The sequence below is a fragment of the Acidobacterium sp. S8 genome, from assembly GCF_009765985.1.
Classification (GTDB): Bacteria; Acidobacteriota; Terriglobia; order Terriglobales; family Acidobacteriaceae; genus Alloacidobacterium.
Window position 1 is genome coordinate 15,879 of record NZ_LMUM01000029.1, and the last position, 24,211, is coordinate 40,089.

Annotated in this window: 20 protein-coding genes; 12 read left to right on the plus strand and 8 right to left on the minus strand. The window is 56.8% G+C overall.

Features of this window, described 5'->3' with window-relative positions:
- Positions 1-33: 33 nt before the first annotated feature.
- From GSQ86_RS13520 to GSQ86_RS13535, 4 genes are all read left to right on the plus strand, one after another.
- Positions 34-1,308 (plus strand): lactate racemase domain-containing protein, encoded by a 1,275-nt coding sequence (locus tag GSQ86_RS13520; RefSeq protein ID WP_158750486.1) that lies wholly within the window; start codon positions 34-36, stop codon positions 1,306-1,308.
- Entirely contained in the window at positions 1,305-2,606 is a 1,302-nt protein-coding gene (locus GSQ86_RS13525; RefSeq protein WP_158750487.1) for a tagaturonate epimerase family protein, read from the plus strand. The genes GSQ86_RS13520 and GSQ86_RS13525 overlap by 4 nt, the downstream gene beginning before the upstream one ends.
- The gene (locus tag GSQ86_RS13530; RefSeq protein ID WP_158750488.1) at positions 2,584-3,357 is read left to right on the plus strand and encodes an SDR family NAD(P)-dependent oxidoreductase; all 774 of its coding nucleotides are present in this window, start codon (positions 2,584-2,586) and stop codon (positions 3,355-3,357) included. Before GSQ86_RS13525 ends, GSQ86_RS13530 begins: the two co-directional genes overlap by 23 nt.
- Before the next feature lie 96 nt (positions 3,358-3,453).
- Positions 3,454-5,463 (plus strand): beta-L-arabinofuranosidase domain-containing protein, encoded by a 2,010-nt coding sequence (locus tag GSQ86_RS13535; RefSeq protein ID WP_254062370.1) that lies wholly within the window; start codon positions 3,454-3,456, stop codon positions 5,461-5,463.
- 13 nt (positions 5,464-5,476) lie between these two features.
- Here the strand turns inward: GSQ86_RS13535 and GSQ86_RS13540 are convergent, their stop codons facing one another.
- A complete protein-coding gene (locus GSQ86_RS13540) occupies positions 5,477-8,041 on the minus strand; it encodes an AMP-binding protein (RefSeq protein ID WP_158750489.1) in 2,565 nt (854 codons plus the stop codon).
- Between the two features lie 11 nt (positions 8,042-8,052).
- Positions 8,053-9,504 (minus strand): RNB domain-containing ribonuclease, encoded by a 1,452-nt coding sequence (locus tag GSQ86_RS13545; protein WP_158750490.1) that lies wholly within the window; start codon positions 9,502-9,504, stop codon positions 8,053-8,055.
- 121 nt (positions 9,505-9,625) lie between these two features.
- Here GSQ86_RS13545 and GSQ86_RS13550 point away from each other — a divergent pair, with 121 nt between their 5' ends.
- The gene (locus GSQ86_RS13550) at positions 9,626-10,447 is read left to right on the plus strand and encodes a formate/nitrite transporter family protein (protein WP_158750491.1); all 822 of its coding nucleotides are present in this window, start codon (positions 9,626-9,628) and stop codon (positions 10,445-10,447) included.
- A 2-nt stretch (positions 10,448-10,449) separates the two neighbouring features.
- Here the strand turns inward: GSQ86_RS13550 and GSQ86_RS13555 are convergent, their stop codons facing one another.
- The 5 genes from GSQ86_RS13555 to GSQ86_RS13575 all read right to left on the minus strand — a co-directional run bounded on the left by GSQ86_RS13555 (position 10,450) and on the right by GSQ86_RS13575 (position 14,757).
- Complete coding sequence (locus GSQ86_RS13555) at positions 10,450-11,118, minus strand: PspA/IM30 family protein (protein WP_158750492.1); 669 nt, start codon at positions 11,116-11,118, stop codon at positions 10,450-10,452.
- Positions 11,119-11,187: 69 nt separating this feature from the next.
- Entirely contained in the window at positions 11,188-12,612 is a 1,425-nt protein-coding gene (locus tag GSQ86_RS13560) for a flotillin family protein (protein WP_158750493.1), read from the minus strand.
- 64 nt (positions 12,613-12,676) lie between these two features.
- On the minus strand, positions 12,677-13,252 hold the full coding sequence (locus GSQ86_RS13565) for a hypothetical protein (RefSeq protein WP_158750494.1): 576 nt from the start codon (positions 13,250-13,252) through the stop codon (positions 12,677-12,679).
- The gene (locus GSQ86_RS13570; protein WP_158750495.1) at positions 13,253-13,783 is read right to left on the minus strand and encodes a helix-turn-helix domain-containing protein; all 531 of its coding nucleotides are present in this window, start codon (positions 13,781-13,783) and stop codon (positions 13,253-13,255) included. It abuts the gene before it with no gap.
- 95 nt (positions 13,784-13,878) lie between these two features.
- Complete coding sequence (locus GSQ86_RS13575; RefSeq protein ID WP_158750496.1) at positions 13,879-14,757, minus strand: DUF72 domain-containing protein; 879 nt, start codon at positions 14,755-14,757, stop codon at positions 13,879-13,881.
- A gap of 150 nt (positions 14,758-14,907) precedes the next feature.
- On the opposite strand from GSQ86_RS13575, the gene GSQ86_RS13580 reads away from it, so the two are divergent.
- The 5 genes from GSQ86_RS13580 (at position 14,908) to GSQ86_RS13600 (ending at position 19,625) form a co-directional block, all read left to right on the plus strand.
- Positions 14,908-15,474 carry a BON domain-containing protein gene (locus tag GSQ86_RS13580; RefSeq protein WP_158750497.1) on the plus strand — a complete coding sequence of 189 codons (567 nt, stop codon included), beginning with the start codon at positions 14,908-14,910 and terminating at the stop codon, positions 15,472-15,474.
- 140 nt (positions 15,475-15,614) lie between these two features.
- Positions 15,615-16,385: an SDR family NAD(P)-dependent oxidoreductase gene (locus tag GSQ86_RS13585; RefSeq protein WP_158750498.1), complete on the plus strand. Its 771-nt coding sequence runs from the start codon at positions 15,615-15,617 to the stop codon at positions 16,383-16,385.
- Between the two features lie 14 nt (positions 16,386-16,399).
- Complete coding sequence (gene treZ / locus GSQ86_RS13590) at positions 16,400-18,136, plus strand: malto-oligosyltrehalose trehalohydrolase (protein WP_158750499.1); 1,737 nt, start codon at positions 16,400-16,402, stop codon at positions 18,134-18,136.
- 287 nt (positions 18,137-18,423) lie between these two features.
- Positions 18,424-19,257 carry a sulfite exporter TauE/SafE family protein gene (locus GSQ86_RS13595; protein ID WP_158750500.1) on the plus strand — a complete coding sequence of 278 codons (834 nt, stop codon included), beginning with the start codon at positions 18,424-18,426 and terminating at the stop codon, positions 19,255-19,257.
- 2 nt (positions 19,258-19,259) lie between these two features.
- Positions 19,260-19,625 (plus strand): DUF1634 domain-containing protein, encoded by a 366-nt coding sequence (locus GSQ86_RS13600; protein WP_158750501.1) that lies wholly within the window; start codon positions 19,260-19,262, stop codon positions 19,623-19,625.
- Between the two features lie 230 nt (positions 19,626-19,855).
- Here the strand turns inward: GSQ86_RS13600 and GSQ86_RS13605 are convergent, their stop codons facing one another.
- Positions 19,856-21,217, minus strand: coding sequence for a serine hydrolase (locus GSQ86_RS13605; RefSeq protein ID WP_254062378.1), 1,362 nt, complete (start codon positions 21,215-21,217; stop codon positions 19,856-19,858).
- A gap of 314 nt (positions 21,218-21,531) precedes the next feature.
- Here GSQ86_RS13605 and GSQ86_RS13610 point away from each other — a divergent pair, with 314 nt between their 5' ends.
- Together GSQ86_RS13610 and GSQ86_RS13615 are read left to right on the plus strand one after the other, a co-directional pair.
- Entirely contained in the window at positions 21,532-22,764 is a 1,233-nt protein-coding gene (locus tag GSQ86_RS13610; protein ID WP_158750503.1) for a N(4)-(beta-N-acetylglucosaminyl)-L-asparaginase, read from the plus strand.
- Between the two features lie 356 nt (positions 22,765-23,120).
- Positions 23,121-23,747 carry a carbonic anhydrase gene (locus GSQ86_RS13615; RefSeq protein ID WP_158750504.1) on the plus strand — a complete coding sequence of 209 codons (627 nt, stop codon included), beginning with the start codon at positions 23,121-23,123 and terminating at the stop codon, positions 23,745-23,747.
- Positions 23,748-24,211 lie beyond the last annotated feature (464 nt).

Here is a 24,211-nt window from a genome sequence, read left to right on the forward strand (position 1 = left end):
GTGCGAGCGTAAACTGGAAAAAAGCTATCGTTCATGAGCCTCTATCTCAACACCGGCAGCAGCACGACCGAACTCACGCCGCAACAACTGCATGACCTGCTTTTTCAGGCACTCGCTGCGCTCGGGGAACGCAAGCGCGTCCTCATCGTGCCTCCAGATCAGACGCGCGCCCACTCCCGCGCAGGTGAGCTCGCCCGCTATGCCTATGAGTATTACGGAGACAATCTCCAGGCCATCCTGCCCGCGCTCGGCACCCATTCCGCCATGTCACCATCAAACCTCACGCGTATGTTTGGGAATGTGCCGCACTCGCTCTTCCGCGTGCACAACTGGCGCACCGATGTGGAAACACTGGGCGAAGTTCCGGCTGAATTCATTCACGAGAAATCGGAAGGCAAGCTCAACTATCCGTGGGCGGCACAAGTCAACAAGCTGATTGCCCGCGGCGGATTCGATCTTGTGCTTTCCATCGGGCAAGTGGTGCCGCATGAAGTCATCGGCATGGCCAACTACAACAAAAACATTCTTGTCGGCACCGGTGGACGCGAAGGCATCAACCGCAGCCATTATCTTGGCGCAGTTTATGGCATGGAACGCATCATGGGACGCGCCGACAACCCCGTCCGTCAGGTGCTCAATTATGCATCCGATCACTTCCTGAAAGACATCCCCATCGTCTACGTGCACACCGTTGTTGGCCGCAACGCACAGGGCAAGCTCGCCGTGCGCGGACTTTTCATCGGTGATGATGCCGAGTGCTTCCATCGCGCCGCTAACCTTAGCCTCGAAGTCAACTTCGAAATGCTTGACCGGCCTATTCAGAAGGCAGTTGTTTACCTCGAACCCGGCGAATTCAAAAGCACCTGGCTTGGCAACAAGGCCGTCTATCGCACTCGCATGGCGCTTGCCGACGGAGGCGAGCTGATCGTGCTCGCGCCCGGCGTCAAGGAATTTGGCGAAGACAAAACCATCGATGCCCTCATCCGCAAGTATGGCTATCTCGGCACCCCCGCAACCCTCGCGGCAGTCGAAAAACATCCCGATCTTGCATCCGATTTGAGCGCAGCAGCACATCTCATTCACGGTTCCTCGGAAGGCCGCTTCACCATCACCTACTGCCCCGGCTCGCTCACGCAACGGGAAATTGAAAGCGTTGGCTTCCGCTACGCCGACCTCAAAACAATGTCTGAGCGCTACGATCCCGCAAAGCTGAAGAACGGTTACAACACGGTGGATGGCGAAGAAATCTTCTTCATCTCCAATCCGGGCCTTGGCCTCTGGGCCTATCGCGGCAGGTTCACAACATGAGTCTCACTCTACCCAGATATTCCATCGGCGTCGGCGACCGCTTTGCCCATCAAGCCAAGGCGCAGCTTCGCGCTTGCATGCTGGCGGCAGAAGCCGGTATCGAAGTCATCCCCGTCTGGAACAAGTCGAATCGCGAGCATACCATCATCGGCTCCGAGCCATCTTCGACGCGCACGGCAGCCGACGTAGCAGTGAAAGCTCTCGGCTGGGAGAAACCTTATTTCTGCGATGCCGACCATATCGGCATGGCAACAGTCGATCGCTTTTTGCCTGCGTGCGACTTCTACACCATCGACGTAGCCGACTTCATCGGCAAGGTCGCCGAAGCAGTCGCAATCGACGCTTTCATCGAGCGCCATCCCGAGTTACAGAAGCCAATCGAGATCGAAGGCATCGCATCGCCTCTCCATCTCACACAGGAATTTGCTCGCAGCACTGCGAATAAATTCCTTTATGCCGTTCAGCAGGCGGCCATCATCTATCGCAAAATCGAATCGGCAAAAGGGCGCGGCAACTTCATCACTGAAGTATCCATGGACGAGACCGACTCGCCGCAAACTCCCGCCGAGTTGCTCATCATCCTCGCAGCAGCCGCCGATGTAGGTATCCCGCTCGACACCATAGCGCCAAAGTTCACTGGACGCTTCAACAAGGGAGTCGATTACGTCGGCGACCTGGCACAGTTTGAAAAAGAATTTTCTGCTGATGTGTCCACGATTGCCTACGCCATCAAATTCTATGGCCTGCCGCAGAATCTCAAGCTCAGTGTCCACTCCGGCAGCGACAAGTTCTCCATCTATGCCCCCATACACAAAGTGGTTCAGACATCGAACGCGGGCGTACACCTCAAAACCGCTGGAACCACATGGCTCGAAGAACTGATTGGGCTCGCCGAAGCAGGCGGCGATGGCCTCGCTTTAGCAAAAGAGATCTACGCGCAGGCCTATGATCACCGCGAAGAACTCTGCGGCCCATACGCAACTGTTATCGACATCGATCCGACCAGTCTGCCCGCTCCAACAGAAGTCGAGCAATGGTCCTCGGACCAATTTACCTCGGCTCTGCGCCACGATCCGCGTTCGTCCGCATATAACAGCAGCCTGCGTCAGCTTCTGCACGTCGGTTTCAAAGTCGCGGCAAAAATGGGCCCGCGTTATCTCGACTTGCTCGAAGCAAATGAAGCCGTCATCGCCCGCAACGTCACAGAGAATCTATTCGACAGACATATCGCGCCTGTATTCCTCGGGCGCTCTCAACAAGAGAAAGGTCAGTTGCATGAGTCATCCACTCAGCCTTGAAGGAAAAACAGCCGTCATCGTCGGTGGAACCTCCGGCATTGGGCGTGCCCTGAGCCTCGGCCTCGCCGACGCAGGTGCGGATGTCGTCGCCTCGGCTCGGCGTAAAGAGCAGGTCGAAGAGACCGCCGCCGCGATCGAAGCCAAAGGCCGCCGCACACTACGCGTCCCCTCAGATGTAAGCGACCGCGCCTCGCTGGAAAATCTCCTGGCGCAAACAGTCGAACAATTCGGCAAAGTCGATATCCTCATCAACTGCGCAGGCAAGATCAAGCGCGCTCCCACACTCACTTTCCCGGAAGATGAGTGGCAGAGCATCATTGACACCAACCTCACCGGAACTCTGCGCGCCTGCCAGATTTTCGGCAGGCACATGCTAGACCGCGGCTATGGGCGCATCATCAACATTGCTTCACTCAATACTTTTGTCGCGTTTTCTGAAGTTGCGGCCTACGCCGCCAGCAAAGCCGCCGTCGCATCGCTCACGCGCTCGCTTGCCGTCGAGTGGTCGCGTCACGGCGTCGTCGTCAATGCCATCGCACCCGGCGTCTTCCGCACCGCGCTCAATGCAGAACTTCTCGACAGCACCCCACGCGGCAAAGAGCTGCTGATGCGCACGCCCATGGGCCGCTTCGGTAAAACGGAAGAAGTCGTTGGCGCAGCCATTTATCTTGCATCCGACGCAGCTTCCTATGTCACCGGACAGGTTCTCGTTGTCGACGGCGGTTTCCTGGCCAGCGGCGTCAATCAATAACGGTCGTTCTCGTAACATCTATAGTCCATTCGATCCATAGCATCTGTGCATGTAATCGCTTACCATTACTGCATATCTGCGTTTTGGAGTGGGTCCGTGAAATCAGCAGGGTGGTCTTTCAGCCGTCGTACATTTTGCAAGCAGTTCAGCGCTGCCGCATTCCTGGCCACCAACGCACGCGCGTTCTCATTTTCTCCCGTAGCGGCTGACACCACCCCACAGAGCGTCATCGGCAATCGCAGCCTGCTCGCCGCCAATGCCTTTGACATGTTGCCGCTCGGAGCAATCCGACCTGCTGGCTGGCTGCGCGCGCAACTCGAAATTCAGGCCAACGGCCTCGGCGGCCATCTCGACGAAACATGGCCCGACGTCGGCCCCAACTCCGGCTGGCTCGGAGGCACAGGTGAATCCTGGGAGCGCGGACCTTATTTTCTCGACGGCCTCATTCCACTCGCGTATTTGCTCGACGACGTACGCCTCAAATCCAAGGCGCAGAAATACATTGATTGGACACTCAACAACTCCCAGCCTAACGGCATGTTCGGCCCGCGCTCGAACGATGACTGGTGGCCGCGCATGGTCATGCTCAAGGCGCTCACGCAGTATCAGGAAGCGACCGGCGATCCCCGCGTCATTCCGATCATGCAACGATACTTCGCATATCAGCTCGCGCAGTTGCCCACACGTCCGCTTCGCGACTGGGGCAAATTTCGCTGGCATGACGAAGTCGTGAGCGTCCTCTGGCTTTACAACCGCACCGGCGATCCCAGGCTGATCGAACTCGCAAAGCTTCTTCACCAGCAAGGCTACGACTGGCAAGCCGAATTCTCTGACTTCAAATACACGCAACGCATCACACCGGAATTCATCAAGCTCAACGAGCACAATGGTCTGAGCGACACCGCGCTCGCGACCCACGGTGTCAACAACGCCATGGCCCTCAAAGCGTCTCCCGTCTGGTCGCTCCTCAGCGAAAATTCTTCAGACCGTCAGGCGCTTCTCCACCAACTCTCCGAACTTGATCGCTACCACGGCCTGCCCACAGGCATCTTTTCCGCAGATGAGCACCTTGCCGGGCTCAATCCATCGCAAGGCACGGAACTATGCACTGTAGTTGAAGCCATGTACTCGCTCGAAGTGGCCCTCTCCATCATGGGCAATCCGGAGTTAGGCGATCGATTCGAACGCATCGCCTACAACTGCCTCCCTGGAACATTTACCGATGACATGTGGGCGCACCAATACAATCAGCAGCCCAATCAGGTTCAATGCAGCCTGAACCACAAGCCCTGGACGACAGACGGCCCTGAATCAAACCTATACGGCCTCGAACCAAACTTCGGCTGCTGCACCGCTAACTTCCACCAGGGCTGGCCTAAGCTCACAACGAGTCTCTGGATGGCGTCCGCCGATCATGGCCTCGCAGCTGTTGCATATGCTCCTTGCGAAGTCCACACGATTGTGCGCGACACTCCAGTGCGCATCACAGAAGAAACCGACTACCCATTTCGCGATACGATCCGCATCACCGTGCACCCTGAAAGACCATTGAGCTTCCCCTTGCAACTCCGCATCCCCGCATGGACAAAAAACAGCAGCATCCGCGTCAACGGCCAGCGTCAATCTGAGCCACAGCCCGGCAGCTTCGCCCGCATCGAACGCACGTGGAAACCCGGCGACACAATCGAAATCACGCTTCCCATGGAACCTCGCGCCAGCAAAGGCTTCAACGATTCCATCGCCATCGAACGCGGGCCGCTCGTCTTCTCCTACCCGATTGGAGAAGACTGGCTGAAGCTACGCGATCGCGGCATGACAGCAGACTGGCAGGTCTATCCCACCACGCAATGGAACTACGGATTGAATTCCGCTTCCATCAAAGCCATCGAGAGCTCAGTTGCGCAAGGCCCCTTCACACTCAAGGGAGCGCCCGTAAAGATCGAAGTGAAAGGCCGAAAAGTACCTGTCTGGATGGCAGAAGACGGCGTTGCGAATCCAGTGCCGCAAAGTCCCATAGTCAGCGATCAGCCGGAGGAAACAGTTGAACTCGTTCCTTATGGCGCCGCAAAGCTGCGCATCACATCTTTTCCGGAATTAAAGAGCTGAAGTAGCGAACCTGTTAGTCCTCAAGCATCGTCCGCAAAGTATTTTCGAGCAGCGCCGTAATCTCTTCGGCGGATGCGTTCCTGTCGATCTGCATAGGCTCGCCAACGCGGATCGACAACCTGCCCGAACGAAACCAACTCGCTTTGCGCTGTTTCAGCTCGCCAAGCCCGCGAAGAGCAACGGGTAGCACTCCTGCTCCTGACTCCTGTATCAGCAAGCCAATGCCGGAGCGAAAATGCTCCAACGTGCCCGCAGAGCGGTGCCCCTCCGGAAAAATCAACACGTTATATACGCTATCGAGCGCCTTACCCATATGCGCGAAGCTGTTGCGGAACCCCGCACCACGTGGCAGCGGAAACACATTAAACAACGCCGTGATGAGCCAGTAAGCTGCGGGAGCCAGAGCATTCAAAGCCCAATTCCCCTGGCCACGCGCATGGCGATAATCGTCGAGCATATTTGCGGCCATCGCAATCGCAACACGTCGGCGCATCCTTCCCGGAAGCGCATACAACACCAGCGCGCCATCATACGCAGTCACATGGTTAGCAATTATCAGCATCTGTGCATGCGACATCGTCTCTGGATCAACGCGCTCAACGGTGGGTGCAGCCAGCAGCCAAACCAGCGGCCGCATCGCGCATTCCACAAATACAACGCGCATTGCCTGTACAACCGCAGACCACGGCCAGCGAGGATAAACAGCATCTTGCACCTGAGCCGGACTGGAAACCGCTTTCGCAATCCCCGGACTGCTAGTGCTTGACGCAGCTGAAACAGAGGCGTCGAATCCTATCACTCCGCGCAGATCGCCGAGTGTCTCCAGACTCGCAAATGTAACATCATCGATTACAATTCCCATGCGCTGCTCAATTTCACTCTGCAATTGCACGCGTCCTAAGCTGTCGAGATAGAAATCTTCATCGAGACGCGCATCGTCGCTTACGCTCGCAGGCGTGGTGCGTGCGATCTTTGCAATAAGCTGCACAAGCGCGTCGCTGCTCGTCTCCCGCTCACTGTTTGCGGCCACGTGTGCAGCCGCCCACTGCGCAACTTTCCCACGCTGAATCTTTCCCGTCGACGTTCGTGGAAAATCCAGTTCCGGCCACACTCTCCAATAGCGAATCTTCTGATACTCCGCCAGCGCAGCATTCGTCTGCCGTATCGCCGCTGCAGCATCTGCTTCGGACCCCTGAAAGAGAAGCACGGCCATCGCTTCGGTTCCACCCGGCATATGCAACGGCACGACAACCGAGGCGCGCACTCCAGTCTGCCGATTCAGTTCAACTTCGATATCTTCCGGATGAACATTCAGTCCGGAAGCAGTCACAATAACCTGGCTCTTGCGCCCAAGAAACTGCAGTTGCCCCTGATCGTCACTGCGCGCCAGATCGCCCGTCGCCAGCCACGTATCTTTTGACTGTTGCAGGCGCCCCTGCTGCCACGTCGCAGTCGATACCATATCGCCGCGCACCAGAATTTCGCCATCATCGCCGATGCGTACCTCCCGCCCCGGCAGCGCCTTGCCGATCGTGCCCTTGCCAATCTTGAACGGATGATTCAACGTGATGAGCGCCGTCGTCTCCGTCATTCCATAGCCTTGAATCAGGGCAAAGCCAAGCGTATTCCAGAAGCTCTCAAGGTCCGGTGGCAGCGAGGCGCCCCCACAGACAAACGCCCAGAATTTATAACCCAGCAGCCGGTGAATTTTCCGGAAACGCCACCATCTGCGCCACACCGATTCGCCCTGCGCTTTCTGTATTTCGTCATCTAGCTTCGGATAGAGACCGAGCAGATGCGATCGCATCAGATCAAGTACACGAGGCACCGAGGCCAGAACAGAAATCCGCTCACGTCGTATCAGCGCCTGTAGGCGCGGAGCCTGCAGGCGCGATTCGAAATGCACTTCCGCTCCAAGCAGCACCGGCAGCCACAATCCCATGAACTGTCCGAAAACATGACTCAGTGGAAGCGTATGCAAAAAGCGCAGTGGATGAACGAACCGCTCATAGCGCAGATATTTCTGCATCTCACGCTCGATCGGAGCTACGCTTGCCAGTACATTGCGATGCGTGTGCACCACACCCTTCGGCTCAGCCGTCGTGCCCGAAGTGAAAAGAATCTGTAATGGGGTATCGAGACTTGGAGGTGAAACAGGTCTGCCAATCCCCACGGACTCAGGTAGCCGCGCAATCTCATCAAGTGTCATCGCAGGAATGGAACCGGCAAAATGGGCAATCAGCGATGGATCGCCAACAATAAGCTTTGGATTCGTTTCCGCAGCAACCCGCCTGGCAAATTCCACACCACCACCTGCGTCAAGCGGCACCACGAGAACACCTCGCAGAACACAGCCAAAAAATGCGCCGATCCACTCTGCGCTATTCTGCCCCCACAAAAGAAGACGTTCACCTGCTACGATTTCGCGCCGTTCCAACTCCGCAGAAAAGTTCTGAGCGAATACGGCGATTTCGCCGTAACTTGAAACAACGCGCCGGTTGCCGCGATAGGTAACCACGGCCGTGGCATTCCCGAGGCGGCGAAAATCATCGACGAGCGTACCAAGATCGGGGCGCATAGTGGTGGACGCTAGCTCCGTGCGAAGTCGATGTATCCGCGTTCGGGATCAGTGCGCACCAGCGTGACGTTGATTTTATCGCCTACATCTACGCCCTTCTGTCCATGCACCAGCATGCCTTCCACCGCAGGCTGAATCGTCCTCACAAAAGAACCGTGCTCATTCACGCCCGTAACGATAGCGGCAAATGTCTGCCCAATCCGGCTTTGCATCACTACAGCCGCAATGCGCTTTCGCATATCCCGCTCTACCTTGCGCGCCGCGTCTTCCTGCTTCGTGCATTGCTTCGCAATCGCAACCAGATCATCATCGGAATAGGACTGCTTCTGCTTTGCCAGCATTGCCTTGATCAATCGCTGTGTCACCAGATCCGCATAACGGCGGTTTGGCGCGGTCGAATGCGTGTAATCCTGCACCGCCAATCCAAAGTGGCCCTCGCTGGTTTCTCCTGCACGCTCCAATACGTATTCACCCGCGCCCAGCAGCTTCACAATGGAAAGCGAAAGATCAGGAAAATGATCTGGATCGACCGCACGTCGATTGCAGAGAAACTCCTGCAATGCTTTGGAATCCGGCGTCATCGGCAACTTCGTTCCAAGCTGCGCCGCAATCTCCACAATGCGGTCCCAGCGTTTCGGAGTTCTCACTACCCTGCGTATCGAAGAAAAGCCAGCGCTCTCCAGACTCTTCGCCACTACTTCATTCGCGGCAATCATAAAATCTTCGATCAGATCGCTGGCTGGGCTCCGCTGCTGCCTTTCAATATCGACCGGCTGCCCGTTCACCACGAGCGGGTGCGTTTCCACCGTTTCAAGATTGAGCGCACCGCGGCGATACCGCTCTTTGCGCAAGCTCTGCGCAACCTGGTTCTGTAGGAGCAATTGATCTTGTAGCTCGTGTGAATCGGTAATCTTCGCAGGCGCATTTTTTTCTGAAGCGAGCCACGCGCCAACAGATGGATACGCCAATTGTGCCCTGTTTACTACGCTCGCCTGATAGATATCGTTTGCGTTCACGCACCCATTTGCATCCACTGCAAACTCGCACACAACCGCAGCCCGTTCTTGCCCTTCAAGCAGCGACGTCGCCCCTGTCGACAACTCCTCCGGCAGCATGGAAAAGTTATGCACGCCCGTATACACAGTCACCGCCTGCTCCGCGGCATATCGATCTATCGCAGAACCGGCCGGCACATAAGCATCTACATCCGCGATTGCAATCTGAACCCTGACGGTTCCCTCCGTCAACTTCTGGGCATATTCAATCTGATCAAGATCGCGCGATGTATCGTTGTCGATCGATGACCAAAGAAGAGATCTCAGATCGCGCGATGACACAGGCGGATGCGATTGCAGCGACCCTATCTCCCGCTGTACATCTTTCGGGAAATCCGGATGAAAGCCGTGTTCCAGCATTGACTGACGTGCGGCAGCTTGCAGATTTACGGAGTGAATGTCGTTCATAAGCTCCAGTTCAAGGTACAGACATATTCAAGGTACAGACATAGGATGCCATCGCGCAAAGGCATTGATTATGAATAGAATCCGGGCATCGTCTTGCCTCGCTCACGCTTCCAATGAATGCATGCCACTGCCCAAAATCAAGTTGCCCGTTGCGTCCGACGACCCTTCCGCATCGGTACAACGCGATCTCGACCGCCCCACCGCCTCCGAGATTTATCAGCAGGTTTCGAAGAATGCGCGGCGCGAACTTTCCCGCACCAACCTGGCATTGGCCGTCTCCGGCATCGTTGGCGGACTCACCATGGGACTCACCGGCCTAAGCGTTTCTCTGGTGCGAACGCAGCTCGGGGGCGGAAGCATCGCTGAATTTATCTCTTTGTGTTTTTATCCCATGGGCTTTATGGCGGTCATTCTCGGCCGTAGTCAGCTCTTCACAGAAAACACGCTATATCCGGTCGCATTGATGCTGACCGAACGCCGCCACTTTTTGAGCACCGTGCGGCTTTGGGCCGTCGTATTCGCCGCCAATGTCATCGGCGCATTTCTCTTCGCCATGCTCGCCGTCAGGACGGGCGCGCTGCAACCCGAATACGTCAGTACGCTTTCAGCTCTGGGAATGCAGGCCGTAGGTTTTCCCGCAAGTCATATCTTTTGGAGCGGCGTGGTCGGCGGTTGGATCATCGCCATGGTGGCATGGTTGGTAAGCGGCAGCCATTCGATCACCGGATCCGTCATGCTCATCTGGTCGCTCACCTTCGTCGTCGGCCTCGGGCACTTCGCGCACTGTATTGCTACCAGCGGCGAGATTCTGGCCGCTGTGCTTCATGGCCAGCTCGCGGCCTCACGTTACTTTTTGTGGCTCGGCCCAGCCGTGCTCGGCAACATCACCGGAGGCGTGCTCCTGGTAACGCTGCTCGAATACGGCCAGGTCAACCTGGAATAACTCTAAGCAGATTTCCCCTGCCGCTCTTTGAGATCTCGCAGCAGGCCTTCGATCCGTTCCTCGCGCTCGAGCAGCGCGAACTTGTCTTCCAGCGAATCGCCGCCCAGCAGCTCATGATGCGCAGCATTTTCCGCTTCCGCCCCAGCCACGCGTAGCTTTAGCCGGTCGATGCTCGCGCCCTTTTGCGAAGCATCGATCTTCTGCCGCGCCTGGTTCGCTTTACCCACAATACGGGCGCGTCTATGCTGCGCAATCAGCATCTCGCAGCGGCTGCGTGTCTCCGTCAGTTTTTGCTCCAGCTTTCGCAGCGCAGACCGCAGCGAATCAGCCTCATGCGTCTGGTCTTCAATCTGCTGCGCAAAGCCGGTTGTCATCTGTTCGTGACTTAGAGCGCGCTCCAGCGCAGCGCGCGCCAGGTCATCTTTACCTTTGCCTACCGCCAACTCTGCTTTCTTATGCCACTCCTCGGCAGAGCTTTCATGTTCTTTTCTCTTCTTCTCCAGAAGATGCTGATCGGCAATCGCAATTGCCACTTGTGTCTTTACCTGTAGCAGCTGGTTCTCCATATCGAGTACCAGTTGCTTCAGCATCTTTTCCGGATCTTCCGCTTTATCGATCAGGTCATTCACATTCGCACGCAGCAGAGCTGAAACGCGTTCCAGGAGTGCCATATCTTCCTCCTTATTTTGAAAAAAGTTAGTGGGCGGAGCCGCAAAGCCCCGCCCTGAGTAAAAGTTTCGTTACTTGCCATCGACAGTCGCAGCGCCATTCGGACGCGCGCGCATCCCCTTCACATTGCTCATCAGCTCGTTCATATCCATACCAGAAAGCGCTTCAAACAAGGCAGGAACCTGCGCAGCGATCTTAGTGATGTCGCCAGTCAGCTTGTTTACCCCAGCCGCAGAATCGTTTCCGGTAGACACAATCGTGATCTTGTCCACCTTCGACAGCGGCTCACACATCGCCCGCACCACATCCGCCATGTTGCTGATCAGCCTATCGACCACCGCAGCCTGATTCCAGTCCTGGTAAGCCTCAGCCTTCACATTCATCGCCTTGGCTTCAGCTTCACCCTTCTGGAAGATAACTGCAGCCTCAGCCTCGCCTTGCACGCGAATCGCAGAAGCGCGACCTTCAGCCTCGATCGTCAACCGCGACTTCTCCGCCGACGCAAGATTCTCGATCCGCTGACGCTCAATCTCAGCCTGTTTCAACACGGTGGAGATCAGCTCTTTCTCATGGCGCAGAATTTCTGCCTCTTGCACCTTGATCTGCTGTTCTTTCTCCACCTGCTGCACCTTTACCTGTTCGGCCACTACCTGCTGCTGCATCACGTTTGTCTGCAGCTCGTAGGCTTTGTCGGCCTGAGCTTCCTGCTTGCGGCTCTGCTCGGTAAACTGCGCTTTCTGGATATCGAGATCGCGCTGCGCCTCTGCCTGCTTCGCCAGCGAAGCCGTCTCCGCTATCACGCGGTCCTGATCTGCCGCTGCCTTTGCAATCGCAGACTCGCGCAGCGCATTCGCTCTGCGAATCGCCGTGTCGCGCTCTGCTTCCGCAGCAGCTACATCAGCATCGCGTCGAATGCGCACAATATCGGGCCGCCCCATGTTGGTGATGTATTCGTTCTTATCGCGCACCTCCTTGATGGTGAACGAAACCACCTCAAGACCCATCTTGCTCATATCATCGGCACATGTGCCGCGCATGCGGTCGGCAACCATCTCCGGCTCTTTTACGATTTGCTCCACCGTAAGCTGTCCGATGATGCCGCGCAGATGGCCTTCCATCACCAGCCGAATCAAGCCCTCGCGCTGCGGAGGCGTCTTCGTCAAAAACTGCTCCGCTGCCGTAAGAATCGATTCCTGATCTGAGCGCACCTTGATCTGCGCCACAGCTTCGACTGTCACAGCGACACCTTGCTTCGTGTAGAGGTCCTGCTGCGGAGCCACATCAAACGACATCAGCTCCAGGGAAAGCTGGCGGCAGCTTTCCACCATGGGAAAGATCACCGTGCCGTGTCCCTTGATCACGCGCGGCCCGCGAAAACCGTAAACAATCAGCGCCTCGTTCGGGCCGGCCTTGCGAAACATCTTCGCCAGCAGTCCGGCAAGAACAATAACGGCCAATAAACTCAATCCAACAATGATGATGATCGTGTTCGTCATAGTGATCCCAGTCCTTTCACCGGGAAAACTCTTGTAAGTGAGAACTTCAAGCAACGCCGTGGACTTACTTCAAATCGCCAACGACTTCATCCCAGCGTCGCACCCAGGCAATGCCCTGCTCATAGCGCATCACCACAACTTCTACATCACGCCCGATCGGCAGGCCGTTTTCGCTGCGTGCGGCAGCAAAGCGGCGGCTGCCATTCTGCGAAAACAAAATCTCGCCCGTGCCGTGACCGCGAATCACACCGCTCACCCGCCCAATCATGCCAATCGTCGCCGTCTCTTCCGCGGTCAGCGCATGCTCATGCGGAGCCAGCACGCGTGCCATGAACCAGAACAGCGCCGATGCCCCGGCAATCCCCGCAATCGTCGACAGCAGCAACACTACCGGCACTAAAAATCCGCCATACCGCTCCAGCAGATATCCGGCACCGCCAAACCAGCAGAGAAAGATCACCAGCGTGAATCCGTTGATCGGACTCATCGTGTTCGTATTGCCGCCGTGTGCATGTCCTGTGTGCCCCGCATGCAGATGAATGTGGCCGATATGAAAATGCGAAAAGCCACCGACAAATGCAATTGCGCTGAGACAAAGCCCAAGGGCGAAGCAAAACAGATAGAAACCTTCCCAAGTCATTTACGCCTCTCCTTTCCGGATTTGCTTCTTCGGCGTTGGCTCCATCGCCTTCAACGATTCCGCCGGCGCGGGCCTCAATACTTCCAGCAGCCGATCCACAAGTCCCGGCGTCTCCATCACGGCCTCCAGCATCAGCAGGCACTGTCGCGTATCCTTGTGCCGCGCCAGTGCCAGCAGAGCCCGGCGAAGCGCAGGGTCACGCCGGAAGCGTTCCGCGCCGCTCACCAGCCAAAGGTCCAGCTTGTCTTCGAGCGTGCGTGCATCACTCAACAGCTCCGAGTGGTAGCCTTCCGGATCATCCACCAGGTATCCCGGATGCACCTTGAAAAATTTCGCCAGCAACTGCCTGGTCGTGTTCGTCAGGTGCGGACGCGCGCCGCTCTCAATCTGCGACAGGTAAGACTGGCTCATCGGAGCTCCAAGTTCGGATCGAATCGCCTTCAGCAATTCCTGCTGCGTCATGGCCCGGTTCAGGCCCCGCAAATTGCCTTCGACTTCACGCAGATAATGGATTTTCTCGCCAAGTTTCATATTGCAATCCGCAATATTTATATCGCTGATTGCGATATATGGCAACAAAAATCGGCGAGACCCTGTGCAAATCCGTTTATATGGCTGATTTTGGACTACTTAAAAAGCTGGTTGACGCGCTGAATCAACCCCTGCGCGTCGAATGGAGCGCGCACTTTGGCGTCATTGTCAAAGTAAACATACACATCGCGCTTCTCGCGCTTCTTCGCGGGGAGATCGCTGGCGCGCTCCTCACTGGCAGGCTCGTCGCCCTGTGCCCATGCCGCTACGCGGGAAGCCCATGCATCCAGCGCTTCATCGTCGTAGCCACTCGAATACAGCACCTCGGAGCCGTGCAGCCGGCAATAGACAAAATCTGAGGTCACGTCCATCAGCCGCGGCCACTCCACCGTATCGGCGCACACCATTGCCACGTCATAACGCCGCAGCAGCGCAATAAATTCCGGAGTTACAAAACTTTTATGCCGGATCTCCATCGCATGGCGCACCTTTACCTTCACCTCCGGCTCAGTGAAGGCTCGCTCTTTCATCCACGGTTCATGGCTCTTCGCCAGCATCCCAGCTTGCATAGAGTCTCGCGGCAGAAGCGCAAAAAATGATTCCACCAGTTCATGGTCGAATTTGAAGGTCGCCGGAAATTGCCAAAGGATCGGCCCAAGTTTTCTGCCCAGCTTCAGAAGTCCTGATGCAAAGAAGTTCGCCAGCGAAACCTCAACGTTACGCAACCTCTGGATATGCGTGATGTAGCGCGATCCTTTGATCGAGAAGACAAAATCCTTAGGCGTCTCCTCTGCCCACCTCGTGAAAGACGCAGGCCGCTGTAGAGAATAGAACGTTCCGTTCACTTCAATGGAAGGGAATGTCTTCGCCGCATACTCCAGCTCGCGTTTCTGCGGCAATTTCTCCGGATAGAACACGCCTCGCCACGGCTTGTAGTTCCATCCCGATATCCCGATGCGCACTGTACCGTGCATCACTTCTCCCGTAGGCTACTGCAGACTGCGATAAAGGTTGCCTTCTACCTGATTTACTTATTTTCAAGTGCAGCAGTCATAAGATGCCACTTATCCGCATCCTAGAGTACGTGTTAGTAAGCACGTCTCTTCCCAGGAGTAAAGAAAACCATGAAACACTACAAGCAACATAAATTGCTGGCGGCATCCGTCACCGTGCTCGGCAGCGCACTGCTCATCGCCGGATGCAACAGCAAGCCCGCCCACCCGGACGAAAAGGCAGCTGTTACCAACGCACTCAATAGCAGCAATCTAAGCAACGTCAGTGTCTCGCAGGATCAGGACAAGGGCGTCATGACTCTGACAGGAAACGTTGCCTCGGCTGACCTGAAGAGCCAGGCAGAAGCTGCGGCAAAGCAGGCAGCACCGGACTATACGATTGCTGATGAGATTGGTGTGCAGCCACCGGGTGCCGAAAGCCAGGCCAAGGCAGTCAGCTCCAACCTTGACAGCGGCATCGAAGACAACTTCAAGGCATCGCTGAAGGCGAACAAGCAGCTCGACGATCAGAGCATCGACTACTCCGCCAAAAACGGCACACTGGTTCTTAAGGGAACCGTGAAGACTCCGACGCAAAAAGCAGAGGCAGGAAAGCTGGCGAAAGAAGTACCGAATGTTCAGCAGGTCGTAAACGAAATCGAAGTAAAACCCGGCAAGCACTCCACTGCAAAATCCTAATCCGTTTCAGTCAATACATGAGGGCCCGTCACCGGGCCCTCATGCTCTTTCATCATCATCCCTTTCCGCCCAATACGCATCTCACACACAGATATGCAAGGTCGTTCCCAAACAATTTGTTGGTGGAAGGTGCGGATTAGATGAGCCATCTAAAAGGCAAAGTCGCCATTGTTACCGGATCGAGTTCCGGAATCGGTCAAGGTATAGCAAAACGTCTCGCATCGGAAGGCGCAAACGTCGTTATCAATTATTCAAAACATGGCGACGGCGCAGACGAAACTCTCAAAATGGTTGACTCTGCAGGTTCCCAGGGGCTGATTGTGCAAGCCGACGTTTCGAACGTCAGCGAGGCTCAATCCCTTATAGAACAAGCATGGCAGAAATTCGGCTCCGCCGATATTCTCGTCAACAATGCGGGAGTCGAAACAGAAAGCTCTTTTCTCGACACCAAAGAAGAAGATTTTGACCGCATCATGAACGTCAACCTCAAGGGCCCCTTTTTCGCCACGCAGGCAATGGTTCGTAAACTGACTGCAGCGAAAAAACCCGGACGCATCGTCAACATCAGCTCCGTGCATGAAGATATGGCCTTTCCCGGCTTCGCTACCTATTGCGCCAGCAAGGGGGGCCTGCGCATGCTCATGCGCGATCTCGCCGTTGAATTGGGCCCGCAGGGAATAACCGTCAATAACATTGCGCCCGGCGCCATCTCAACTCCGATGAATAAATCGCTGCTCGAGGACAAACCAAAGCTGGATGCGCTGCTGGAGAAGATTCCCCTTCGCCGCCTCGGAACAGTAGAGGACGTGGCAGCTCTTGTTGCTTATCTGGCCTCAGATGAGGCCGCCTATGTGACCGGTGCAACTTACTATATAGATGGCGGGCTCTCTCGCGATTACCACGAACAATAAAAAGGAAGAGAACGATGGGGCATCGCTTCAAAGTCTGGGCGCCGAAGGCGGAGACTCTCGGCGTTACGATCGATAACACCATACATCCAATGCAACAGACTGTCGGAGGTTGGTGGCAGGCTGACGTCGAAGGCGCACGCGCCGACACGGATTATGCTTTTGTCATCGACCGCAGTGAGCCTGCCGTGCCCGATCCTCGCAGCGCATCGCAGCCACAGGGCGTGCATGGCCCTTCGCGCGTCCTAGATCACGCATCCTTCCAGTGGACAGAAGCACAGTGGCAGGCTGCTCCGCTTCCGAGCGCCATCATCTATGAGCTGCACATCGGCACATTTACGCCGGAAGGTACATTCGACGCTGCGCAACAGCATCTTGCATATCTCAAAGATCTCGGCGTCACCCACGTGGAGCTGATGCCGGTGAACGCATTCCCCGGCAATCATGGCTGGGGATACGATGGCGTCGATCTCTTCGCCCCGCATGAGCCCTACGGTGGCCCTGAAGCGTTAAAGCGTCTCGTCAACGCCTGTCATGAGCACGGGTTGGCGGTACTGCTTGACGTCGTCTACAACCACCTCGGCCCATCCGGAAATTACCTCGGTAAATTCGCACCCTACTTCACACATCTGCACAACACCCCGTGGGGAGACGCCGTTAACCTTGAGGACGCGGGCAGCCATGAGGTGCGCCGCTTCTTCTGCGACAACGCCCTCATGTGGCTGCGCGATTACCACTTCGACGGCCTGCGCCTGGACGCCGTGCACGCCTACATGGACCGCTCTGCCATCCATTTCATGGAGCAGCTGTCGAAAGAAGTACGCGCGCTCGAAGCCGAAACCAGCCATCGCTATGTCGTCATCGCCGAAAGCGACCTCAACGACCCGCGCCTCGTCACTGCGCCGGAAGCCGGCGGCTACGGAATGGACGCGCAGTGGAGTGATGATTTTCACCACGCGCTCGTCACCGTGCTCACCGGAGACCGCAGCGGCTACTACTCCGATTTCGGCACCATCGCCGATCTTGCCAAATCGCTGAAATCAGTCTTCGTCTACGACGGAATTTATGCGTCCCACCGTGACCGCATCCACGGTCGCCCCGTCGAAGGCTTACCGGCATGGCGCTTCCTCGGCTATGCGCAGGATCACGATCAGATCGGCAACCGCGCAAAAGGCGAGCGTCTCAATCACCTCACCAGTGAGAGCCGCACAAAAATCGCCGCCGCTCTTGTCTTCACCGCGCCCTTTGTTCCTATGCTCTTCCAGGGTGAAGAGTGGGCCGCAAGCACGCCTTTCCAGTACTTCACCGATCACGAGGATAAAGAGCTGGGCCGCCTCGTCTCAGAAGGCCGAAAGAAAGAATTCGCTGCCTTCGGCTGGACCCCGGATGAAATCCCCGACCCGCAGGATGAACAGACGTTTTTGCGCTCCAAGCTAAACTGGCAGGAGATCTCCGAGCCCGCGCACGCACAGATGCTCGACTGGTACAAGCAGCTCATCGCTCTACGCAAATCTCATCCCGAGCTGACAAGCGGCTCTCTTGAAGAAATAAACGTCGAATACAGCGAAACTGAAAAGTGGCTGCTACTGCATCGCAAAGATCTCCAGATCATCGTCAATCTCGGCGGCAAAGAACTGAAGCGTGAGATAAAAGGCGCACAGATGCTGCTCGCCTCCGATCCCGCAATCTCATTCGCACAGACAACCCTTTCCCTGCCACCAGATTCCATCGCAATTCTCAAAACCGCAAAATAAAAACAGGCAGAAGCATCCCATGGGTCCCCCATCCTGAGCCGCAGGCGAAGGGTGGGATAAAGCCGGAGCGAATCATGCCGGGTGCCCCATCCTTTCGCGCACTTTGCGAAAGAGTGGGAGACCACAACTCTTTACCACAAAAAGTCGAGACACCTTCCAGAAAGAAAAGCAGGGTAGAAGCACCGGGCTTTAGCCCGGTGAAAATGCCACGTCCAAATAGAAGGGGCTTCAGCCCCGGCCCTCCCACGAAGTTCAGGGAAGAAATGTTGTACGCTGGTTCTGCCACGATGCATACGCTTGAATTTTCAGGTTGGATATTCCTAAGCTCGATACTCGCCGGACTCCTCGGAGCACTCACTGGCCTCGGTGGCGGCGTTGTCATCGTTCCCGTGCTCACGCTGCTCTTTCATATCGACATCCGCTACGCCATCGGCGCATCGCTCGTCTCCGTCATCGCAACCTCATCCGGAGCAGCGGCAGCTTATGTACGCGAAGGCTTTTCCAACGTCCGCATCGGCATGTTTCTTGAGATTGCAACCACCTTTGGCGCGCTCCTCGGTGCATACCTCACAATGATCGTCTCCACGCATGCCATCGGCTTCATCTTCGGCGCCGTGCTGCTCTACTCTGCATATGCGTCGTTGCGAAAACATCCCGACGAAACTCACAAAGAGCCGAACCAGCTAGCGCTGAAGCTCCGGTTACATGGCAGCTACCCCACCCGGAACGGCCCCGAAAGCTATGTCGCGCAGAATGTCCCCGCAGGCTTCAGCCTCATGTTCGTAGCCGGTGCGCTCTCCGGCCTGCTCGGAATCGGCTCCGGAGCTGTCAAAGTGTTAGCCATGGATCAGGCCATGCGCCTGCCCTTCAAAGTCTCGACGACGACCAGTAATTTCATGATCGGCGTCACTGCCGCCGCCAGCGCCGGAATTTATCTCAGTCGCGGTTACATTTCACCTGCCCTCGCCATGCCGGTCATACTGGGTGTGCTTCTCGGATCACTTACCGGTTCCCGCATGCTGGTAAAAGTAAACGTAAAGACCCTGCGTATGATCTTCGCCGTAGTCATCGTTCTGCTCGGAATCGAAATGATCTACAACAGCTTCACAGGAAGGCTCTAAGAATGAACGACCAGAAAATGGAAGTCATGATGGGCTACCTGCTGCGCACCGGAGTACTCATCGCCGCAGCCGTCGTCTTCATCGGCGGCATACTCTATCTGAATCAGAATCGCGGCCCACGACCCGACTACTCCACCTTCCACGGCGTAGCCGCCGAGCTGCGCAGCCCCGGTCAAATCATCAGGCAGATTCCCACCGGCAACACGAACGCCATCATCCAACTCGGACTTCTGCTATTGATCGCCACGCCGATCGCTCGCGTTATCTTCGCCGCCTTTGGCTTCTTCGCGGAAAAAGACAGGCTTTACGTCGCGGTCAGCCTCATCGTACTGGCAGTGCTGATGTACGGCCTGCTCTACCATCACTGAGCCGGAACAACTCGGTTATCATCCTCAGCGCAGAACGGAATGAAGCCGAAGGACTTGATTTTTCCTTCATCCGAAGTCACGGCAAATATCCAAAGAATGAAAAACGTCATTCTGAGCCGCAGGCGAAGAATCCCCAACCACCTTCGCGTGAGATTCTTCATCCCTTCGCTACTCAAAATGACGCCGTTCTTAGCTGAAACGAAAATCAGCCGATCCCGAAACCACCAAACCTACTGAGCTGGAATCACCAGGTACTGCTCCAGCCTCCCATCCGGCATCGTATAAGTCGTCACGCGCACCCGCTGCGAACTATTCTTAAAAGTGACCGCAAATACGCGAAATGTCATCCCGCCGCGCAATTCCTCCGCCAACTGGTGAAAGCTGGCCGTCTCACCCAGCGGCTTCAAGCTCGAAGAAAAGTCGCCAAGCCCCTGCGCATCGAAATAAGCATTGCAGTTATCCGTAAACAGCGAGCGGTCAATCTGCCCCTGCTGCAGCCCCTTGAAGATCACAAGCCCCTGCCCCTCAGCCTGCGATGCCGACTCCGCATCCATACCCAGCACCATCGGAGTCAGCTCGCGCCCAATCGCTGCCGCCGCCGGAGAAGCATCCTGATTCGTCAGCACCACAATCGCCGCCTTGTCATCCGGAAACACAATGTTCTCCGACACAAAGCCCGACACCTCGCCCGAATGCTCGAGCGCCGCATGCCCTGACCTCGGCGTCGTAAACATGCCCAGCCCGTAGCCGCTGTCCGCGCCATCTTTCAGCTTTACTGAAGTAAACATCTGCTTATACGAATCAGCCGAAAGCAGCGAGCGGTTCATCACGCTGATGTCCCACAGCGCCAGATCATGCGCCGGCATCGCCAACTCGCCCGCCGCAAACATCCAGCCCGCGCCTTCTTTCGGAGCAGGCCGCAGTGGCCCCAGCGCATAGCGAATATATCCGCTGGCATCCGTGTCGCCCAGCTTCGCTACATCCGTGTTGTAAACCGACTTCATATCGAGCGGAGCAAACACCTTCTCCTGCAGCTGCCGCATCAGCGGCTCACCGCCCAGCTTCTCAACAATCAATCCGGCAATCACAAAGTTCGTATTCGAGTACTGCCACTTCGTTCCCGGATCAAAATCGAGCGGCTTCTTCGCCCAGGTATCCACAATGTACTGCGCCGTCGTCGCCTTCCGCATCGGAGGCATCAGATAATCCTCCGGCCAGTAATCCTGGTAGCCCGATGTATGCGACAACAGCATGCGGATCGTCACCTCGTCGCCGCGCGTCAGCCCCGGAATATACTTCGAAACCGGGTCGTCAATCGAAAGCTTGCCCTGCTGCTGCAGCAACAGAATCGCAGCCGCCGTAAACTGCTTCGAGATCGACCCAATCGAATACCGCATCTCGGGCGCAGCCAGCGTCAGCGGCTCCAGCCGCGCCTTTCCGTAAGCATGCGTGTAAACAATCTGCCCCTTCTGCACAATCGCAACCGAAGCCGAAGGCACTCCCGTGTCCTCAAGAACCCTGTTGGCAGCCGCATCAATCTTGCCACGCAAATCGGCGGATATCGTATTGACTGTCTGCGCACTCACAAACATCGCAGACGCAGAAACAAAACACACAAGAAGCAAAGCAGAAATAGAGCGGCGCATCGTGCTCAAAGAGTAGCAAAGGAAATCGCAGTTGCGACAAAATTTGAAGTGGCCTTTCAGGTAGAAGCCCCGGCCGTTTCTCCAAAGCCGCCAGAGCCGGGTGCCCCATCCTTTCGCACCTTGCGAAAGGGTGGGAGAGCGAAAATCTCCACTCCCACATAAGCAAATACCCGGGTGCCCCATCCTGAGCCGCAGGCGAAGGGTGGGATAAAGCCAGAGCAAAACCCATGCCGCCAGGACCGGATGATATGCTGCCACCAATGACGACCCGCCGCGACTTCCTTTCACGCAGCGCAATGACCGCAGCCAGTCTCAGCGCAATCACGCAAGCCCCAGCCCAGCAAAGCCAGACCGCCGAAGGCATCAAGCAGCTTCCGCCGCCGAAGAAGCCCGTCATCGTCACTCGACACACCGGCGACAACTCCGTGGACGAGGCCTACAAGATGCTCCTCGACGGCACCGACACGCTCGACGCCTGCAACCACATCTGCCTCGCGCGCGAAGATGATCCCAACGATCACAGCGTCGGCTACGGCGGCCTGCCCAATGAAGACGGCTTCGTCGAGCTCGACGCCTGCTGCATGCACGGCCCCACGCGCGCCGCAGGCTCCGTCGGCGCCATTCAGAACATCCGCCACGCCTGCCTCGTCTCGCGTCTCGTCATGGAGCGCACCGGCCACGTCATGCTCACCGGCAAGGGCGCCGAGCACCTCGCCGTCATGCACGGCCTCAAGCGCGAAGACATGCTCACCGACGACGCACGCAAAATGTGGCTTCTCTGGAAAGAAAGCCGCACCAGCCAGAACTTCTGGGGCCCGCCCATGCTCGCACCCGGCGGTAAATCGGCGAACCCGGCGCCTGAGCTGCACCCGCAGAAACACAGCATGATCCCGCGCCATCCCGGCCTCGAATGGGCCGACGAAATCCGCACGCGCTCGCAGCAGCTCACCGCCATGGCCATCGACCTCGGCATCCCCGAACGCAAGCGCGCCTTCGCCGTCGAGCAGATGCTCTGGCCCACCACCGGAACCATCCACGTCTCCTGCGTCAACACCAAAGGCGAAATGTCCGGAGCCACCACCACCTCCGGTCAGGCCTTCAAAATCGCCGGCAGACTCGGCGACTCGCCCATCATCGGAGCAGGCTGCTACACCGATCAGGACATCGGCTCCGCAGGCGCAACCGGCTCCGGCGAAGAGAACATCAAGGTCGCCGGCGCGCACACTATCGTCGATTGCATGCGCCAGGGCATGAGCCCCAAAGAGGCAGGCCTCGAAGCCCTGCGCCGCATCGTCCGCAACTACAACGGCGACATGGCAAAGATCCGCTACCTCGACATGATCTACTACATCGTCCGCAAAGACGGCGCCTACGCCGGCGTCTCTCTCTGGAGCACCACCGCCAACGGCACCCCCAAAGTCTTCTCCGTCCACGACGGCCAATATCGCGTAGAAAACTGCGCCTGGCTGTTAGAAGGCACCACGACAAACTAAAAATGCTGTGGTGCCCGGTGCCGGGTGCCCCATCCTTTCGCGCACTTTGCGAAAGGGTGGGAAAGAGCACACATCTCCAACCACGAATATCAGCACAGATAGATGCCGCGAAAACGCTCGAAAATCAAAACCATGGTAGAAGCACCGGGCTTTAGCCCGGTGAATAGCCAGAAAAAAGAAGGGGCTTCAGCCCCGGGCCTTTCTCCAACCTTCCCAATCTGCCGGGTGCCGGGTGCCTTTCGCGTACCTTGCGAAAGGGTGGGGAGAGCACCCTTCAACCGTGAATCCCAGCATCCTCTCAAATCCGAAAACAGGGCTTCAGTCTCCGCCTTCACTCTGCTAAAACAGAAGCAGCCATGAAAAACCTCCTCAAGGGATACCAGCGCTTCCGCAACGAAGTCTTCCCTCAAATGAAGGACCACTTCCGCCAGCTCGCCGAGGTCCAATCCCCGGAAGTCCTCTTCATCACCTGTGCTGACTCGCGTATCGTCCCCAGCCTCATTCTGCAAGCCGAGCCCGGCGACTTATTCGTCTCCCGCAGCGTAGGCAACATCGTTCCGCCCTTTGGCGAAACCCCCGGCGGCGTCACCTCCACCCTCGAATACGCAGTCAAGGTTCTCAAGGTACGCCACGTCATCATCTGCGGACACTCCGACTGTGGCGCGATCAAAGCCGTCGTCGGGAAAAAGGATCTTTCCGGCCTGCCCAACACCGGCGCATGGTTGAAATACGTCGACGCCGCCTGGCAATACTGCGATCCCGGCTCCACGCCGAAGGACCCGAAAGAGCTGCATACCACCCTCATCTATGCCAACGTCATCGCCCAGCTCCACCACCTGAAAACGCACCCCGAAGTCGCCGACGGCCTGGCAAACGGAACCCTGCAGATCCACGGCTGGTACTACGACATCCCCACCGGATCGATCGAAACCTACAACGAGCAAACAAAGCGATTCCACCCCCTCGAAGACCTCATCTCTTAGGCACAAGAGGATTCACAGATCTTCCGCCAACCGCCGTCATCCTGAGCGAACCTTGAGCGTAGCGAAAGGGAAGTCGAAGGATCCGCGAACAAAGTTCGTGCGAAGCCCTTGCGCAAGCAAGGCCCGCTATTTCACATCGATAAGCAACAACACTGGGTGCCCCATCCTTTCGCGTTCTTGCGAAAGGGTGGGAGCCAACGCTGCTCCATAGCGAGACGGGTTTCCAGAGCAGAAGAACTGAACGGGGTTTCAGGTAAAAGCACCGGCCTCTAACCCGGTGATAAGCAACACTGGGTGCCCCATTCTGAGCGCAGCGAAGGGTGGGGAGATCACTTAGACGTCCATTATGAACAGGTTTTCAGATAGAAGCACTAAGCCTCTAACCCATTGATAAGCAGCAACACCTGGGTGCCCCATTTCTGACCCTGAAAGGGAAGGTGGGGAAACCATGAGACATCCACAAT

Excerpts from the sequence above, each read along its gene's own strand:
- GSQ86_RS13520 (WP_158750486.1), top strand. The coding sequence starts at position 34 with ATGAGCCTCTATCTCAACACCGGCAGCAGCACGACCGAACTCACGCCG.
- GSQ86_RS13525 (WP_158750487.1), top strand. The coding sequence starts at position 1,305 with ATGAGTCTCACTCTACCCAGATATTCCATCGGCGTCGGCGACCGCTTT.
- GSQ86_RS13530 (WP_158750488.1), top strand. The coding sequence starts at position 2,584 with ATGAGTCATCCACTCAGCCTTGAAGGAAAAACAGCCGTCATCGTCGGT.
- GSQ86_RS13540 (WP_158750489.1), bottom strand. The coding sequence starts at position 8,041 with ATGCGCCCCGATCTTGGTACGCTCGTCGATGATTTTCGCCGCCTCGGG.
- GSQ86_RS13545 (WP_158750490.1), bottom strand. The coding sequence starts at position 9,504 with ATGAACGACATTCACTCCGTAAATCTGCAAGCTGCCGCACGTCAGTCA.
- GSQ86_RS13550 (WP_158750491.1), top strand. The coding sequence starts at position 9,626 with ATGCCACTGCCCAAAATCAAGTTGCCCGTTGCGTCCGACGACCCTTCC.
- GSQ86_RS13555 (WP_158750492.1), bottom strand. The coding sequence starts at position 11,118 with ATGGCACTCCTGGAACGCGTTTCAGCTCTGCTGCGTGCGAATGTGAAT.
- GSQ86_RS13560 (WP_158750493.1), bottom strand. The coding sequence starts at position 12,612 with ATGACGAACACGATCATCATCATTGTTGGATTGAGTTTATTGGCCGTT.
- GSQ86_RS13565 (WP_158750494.1), bottom strand. The coding sequence starts at position 13,252 with ATGACTTGGGAAGGTTTCTATCTGTTTTGCTTCGCCCTTGGGCTTTGT.
- GSQ86_RS13570 (WP_158750495.1), bottom strand. The coding sequence starts at position 13,783 with ATGAAACTTGGCGAGAAAATCCATTATCTGCGTGAAGTCGAAGGCAAT.
- GSQ86_RS13575 (WP_158750496.1), bottom strand. The coding sequence starts at position 14,757 with ATGCACGGTACAGTGCGCATCGGGATATCGGGATGGAACTACAAGCCG.
- GSQ86_RS13580 (WP_158750497.1), top strand. The coding sequence starts at position 14,908 with ATGAAACACTACAAGCAACATAAATTGCTGGCGGCATCCGTCACCGTG.
- GSQ86_RS13585 (WP_158750498.1), top strand. The coding sequence starts at position 15,615 with ATGAGCCATCTAAAAGGCAAAGTCGCCATTGTTACCGGATCGAGTTCC.
- treZ (WP_158750499.1), top strand. The coding sequence starts at position 16,400 with ATGGGGCATCGCTTCAAAGTCTGGGCGCCGAAGGCGGAGACTCTCGGC.
- GSQ86_RS13595 (WP_158750500.1), top strand. The coding sequence starts at position 18,424 with ATGCATACGCTTGAATTTTCAGGTTGGATATTCCTAAGCTCGATACTC.
- GSQ86_RS13600 (WP_158750501.1), top strand. The coding sequence starts at position 19,260 with ATGAACGACCAGAAAATGGAAGTCATGATGGGCTACCTGCTGCGCACC.
- GSQ86_RS13605 (WP_254062378.1), bottom strand. The coding sequence starts at position 21,217 with ATGTTTGTGAGTGCGCAGACAGTCAATACGATATCCGCCGATTTGCGT.
- GSQ86_RS13610 (WP_158750503.1), top strand. The coding sequence starts at position 21,532 with ATGACGACCCGCCGCGACTTCCTTTCACGCAGCGCAATGACCGCAGCC.
- GSQ86_RS13615 (WP_158750504.1), top strand. The coding sequence starts at position 23,121 with ATGAAAAACCTCCTCAAGGGATACCAGCGCTTCCGCAACGAAGTCTTC.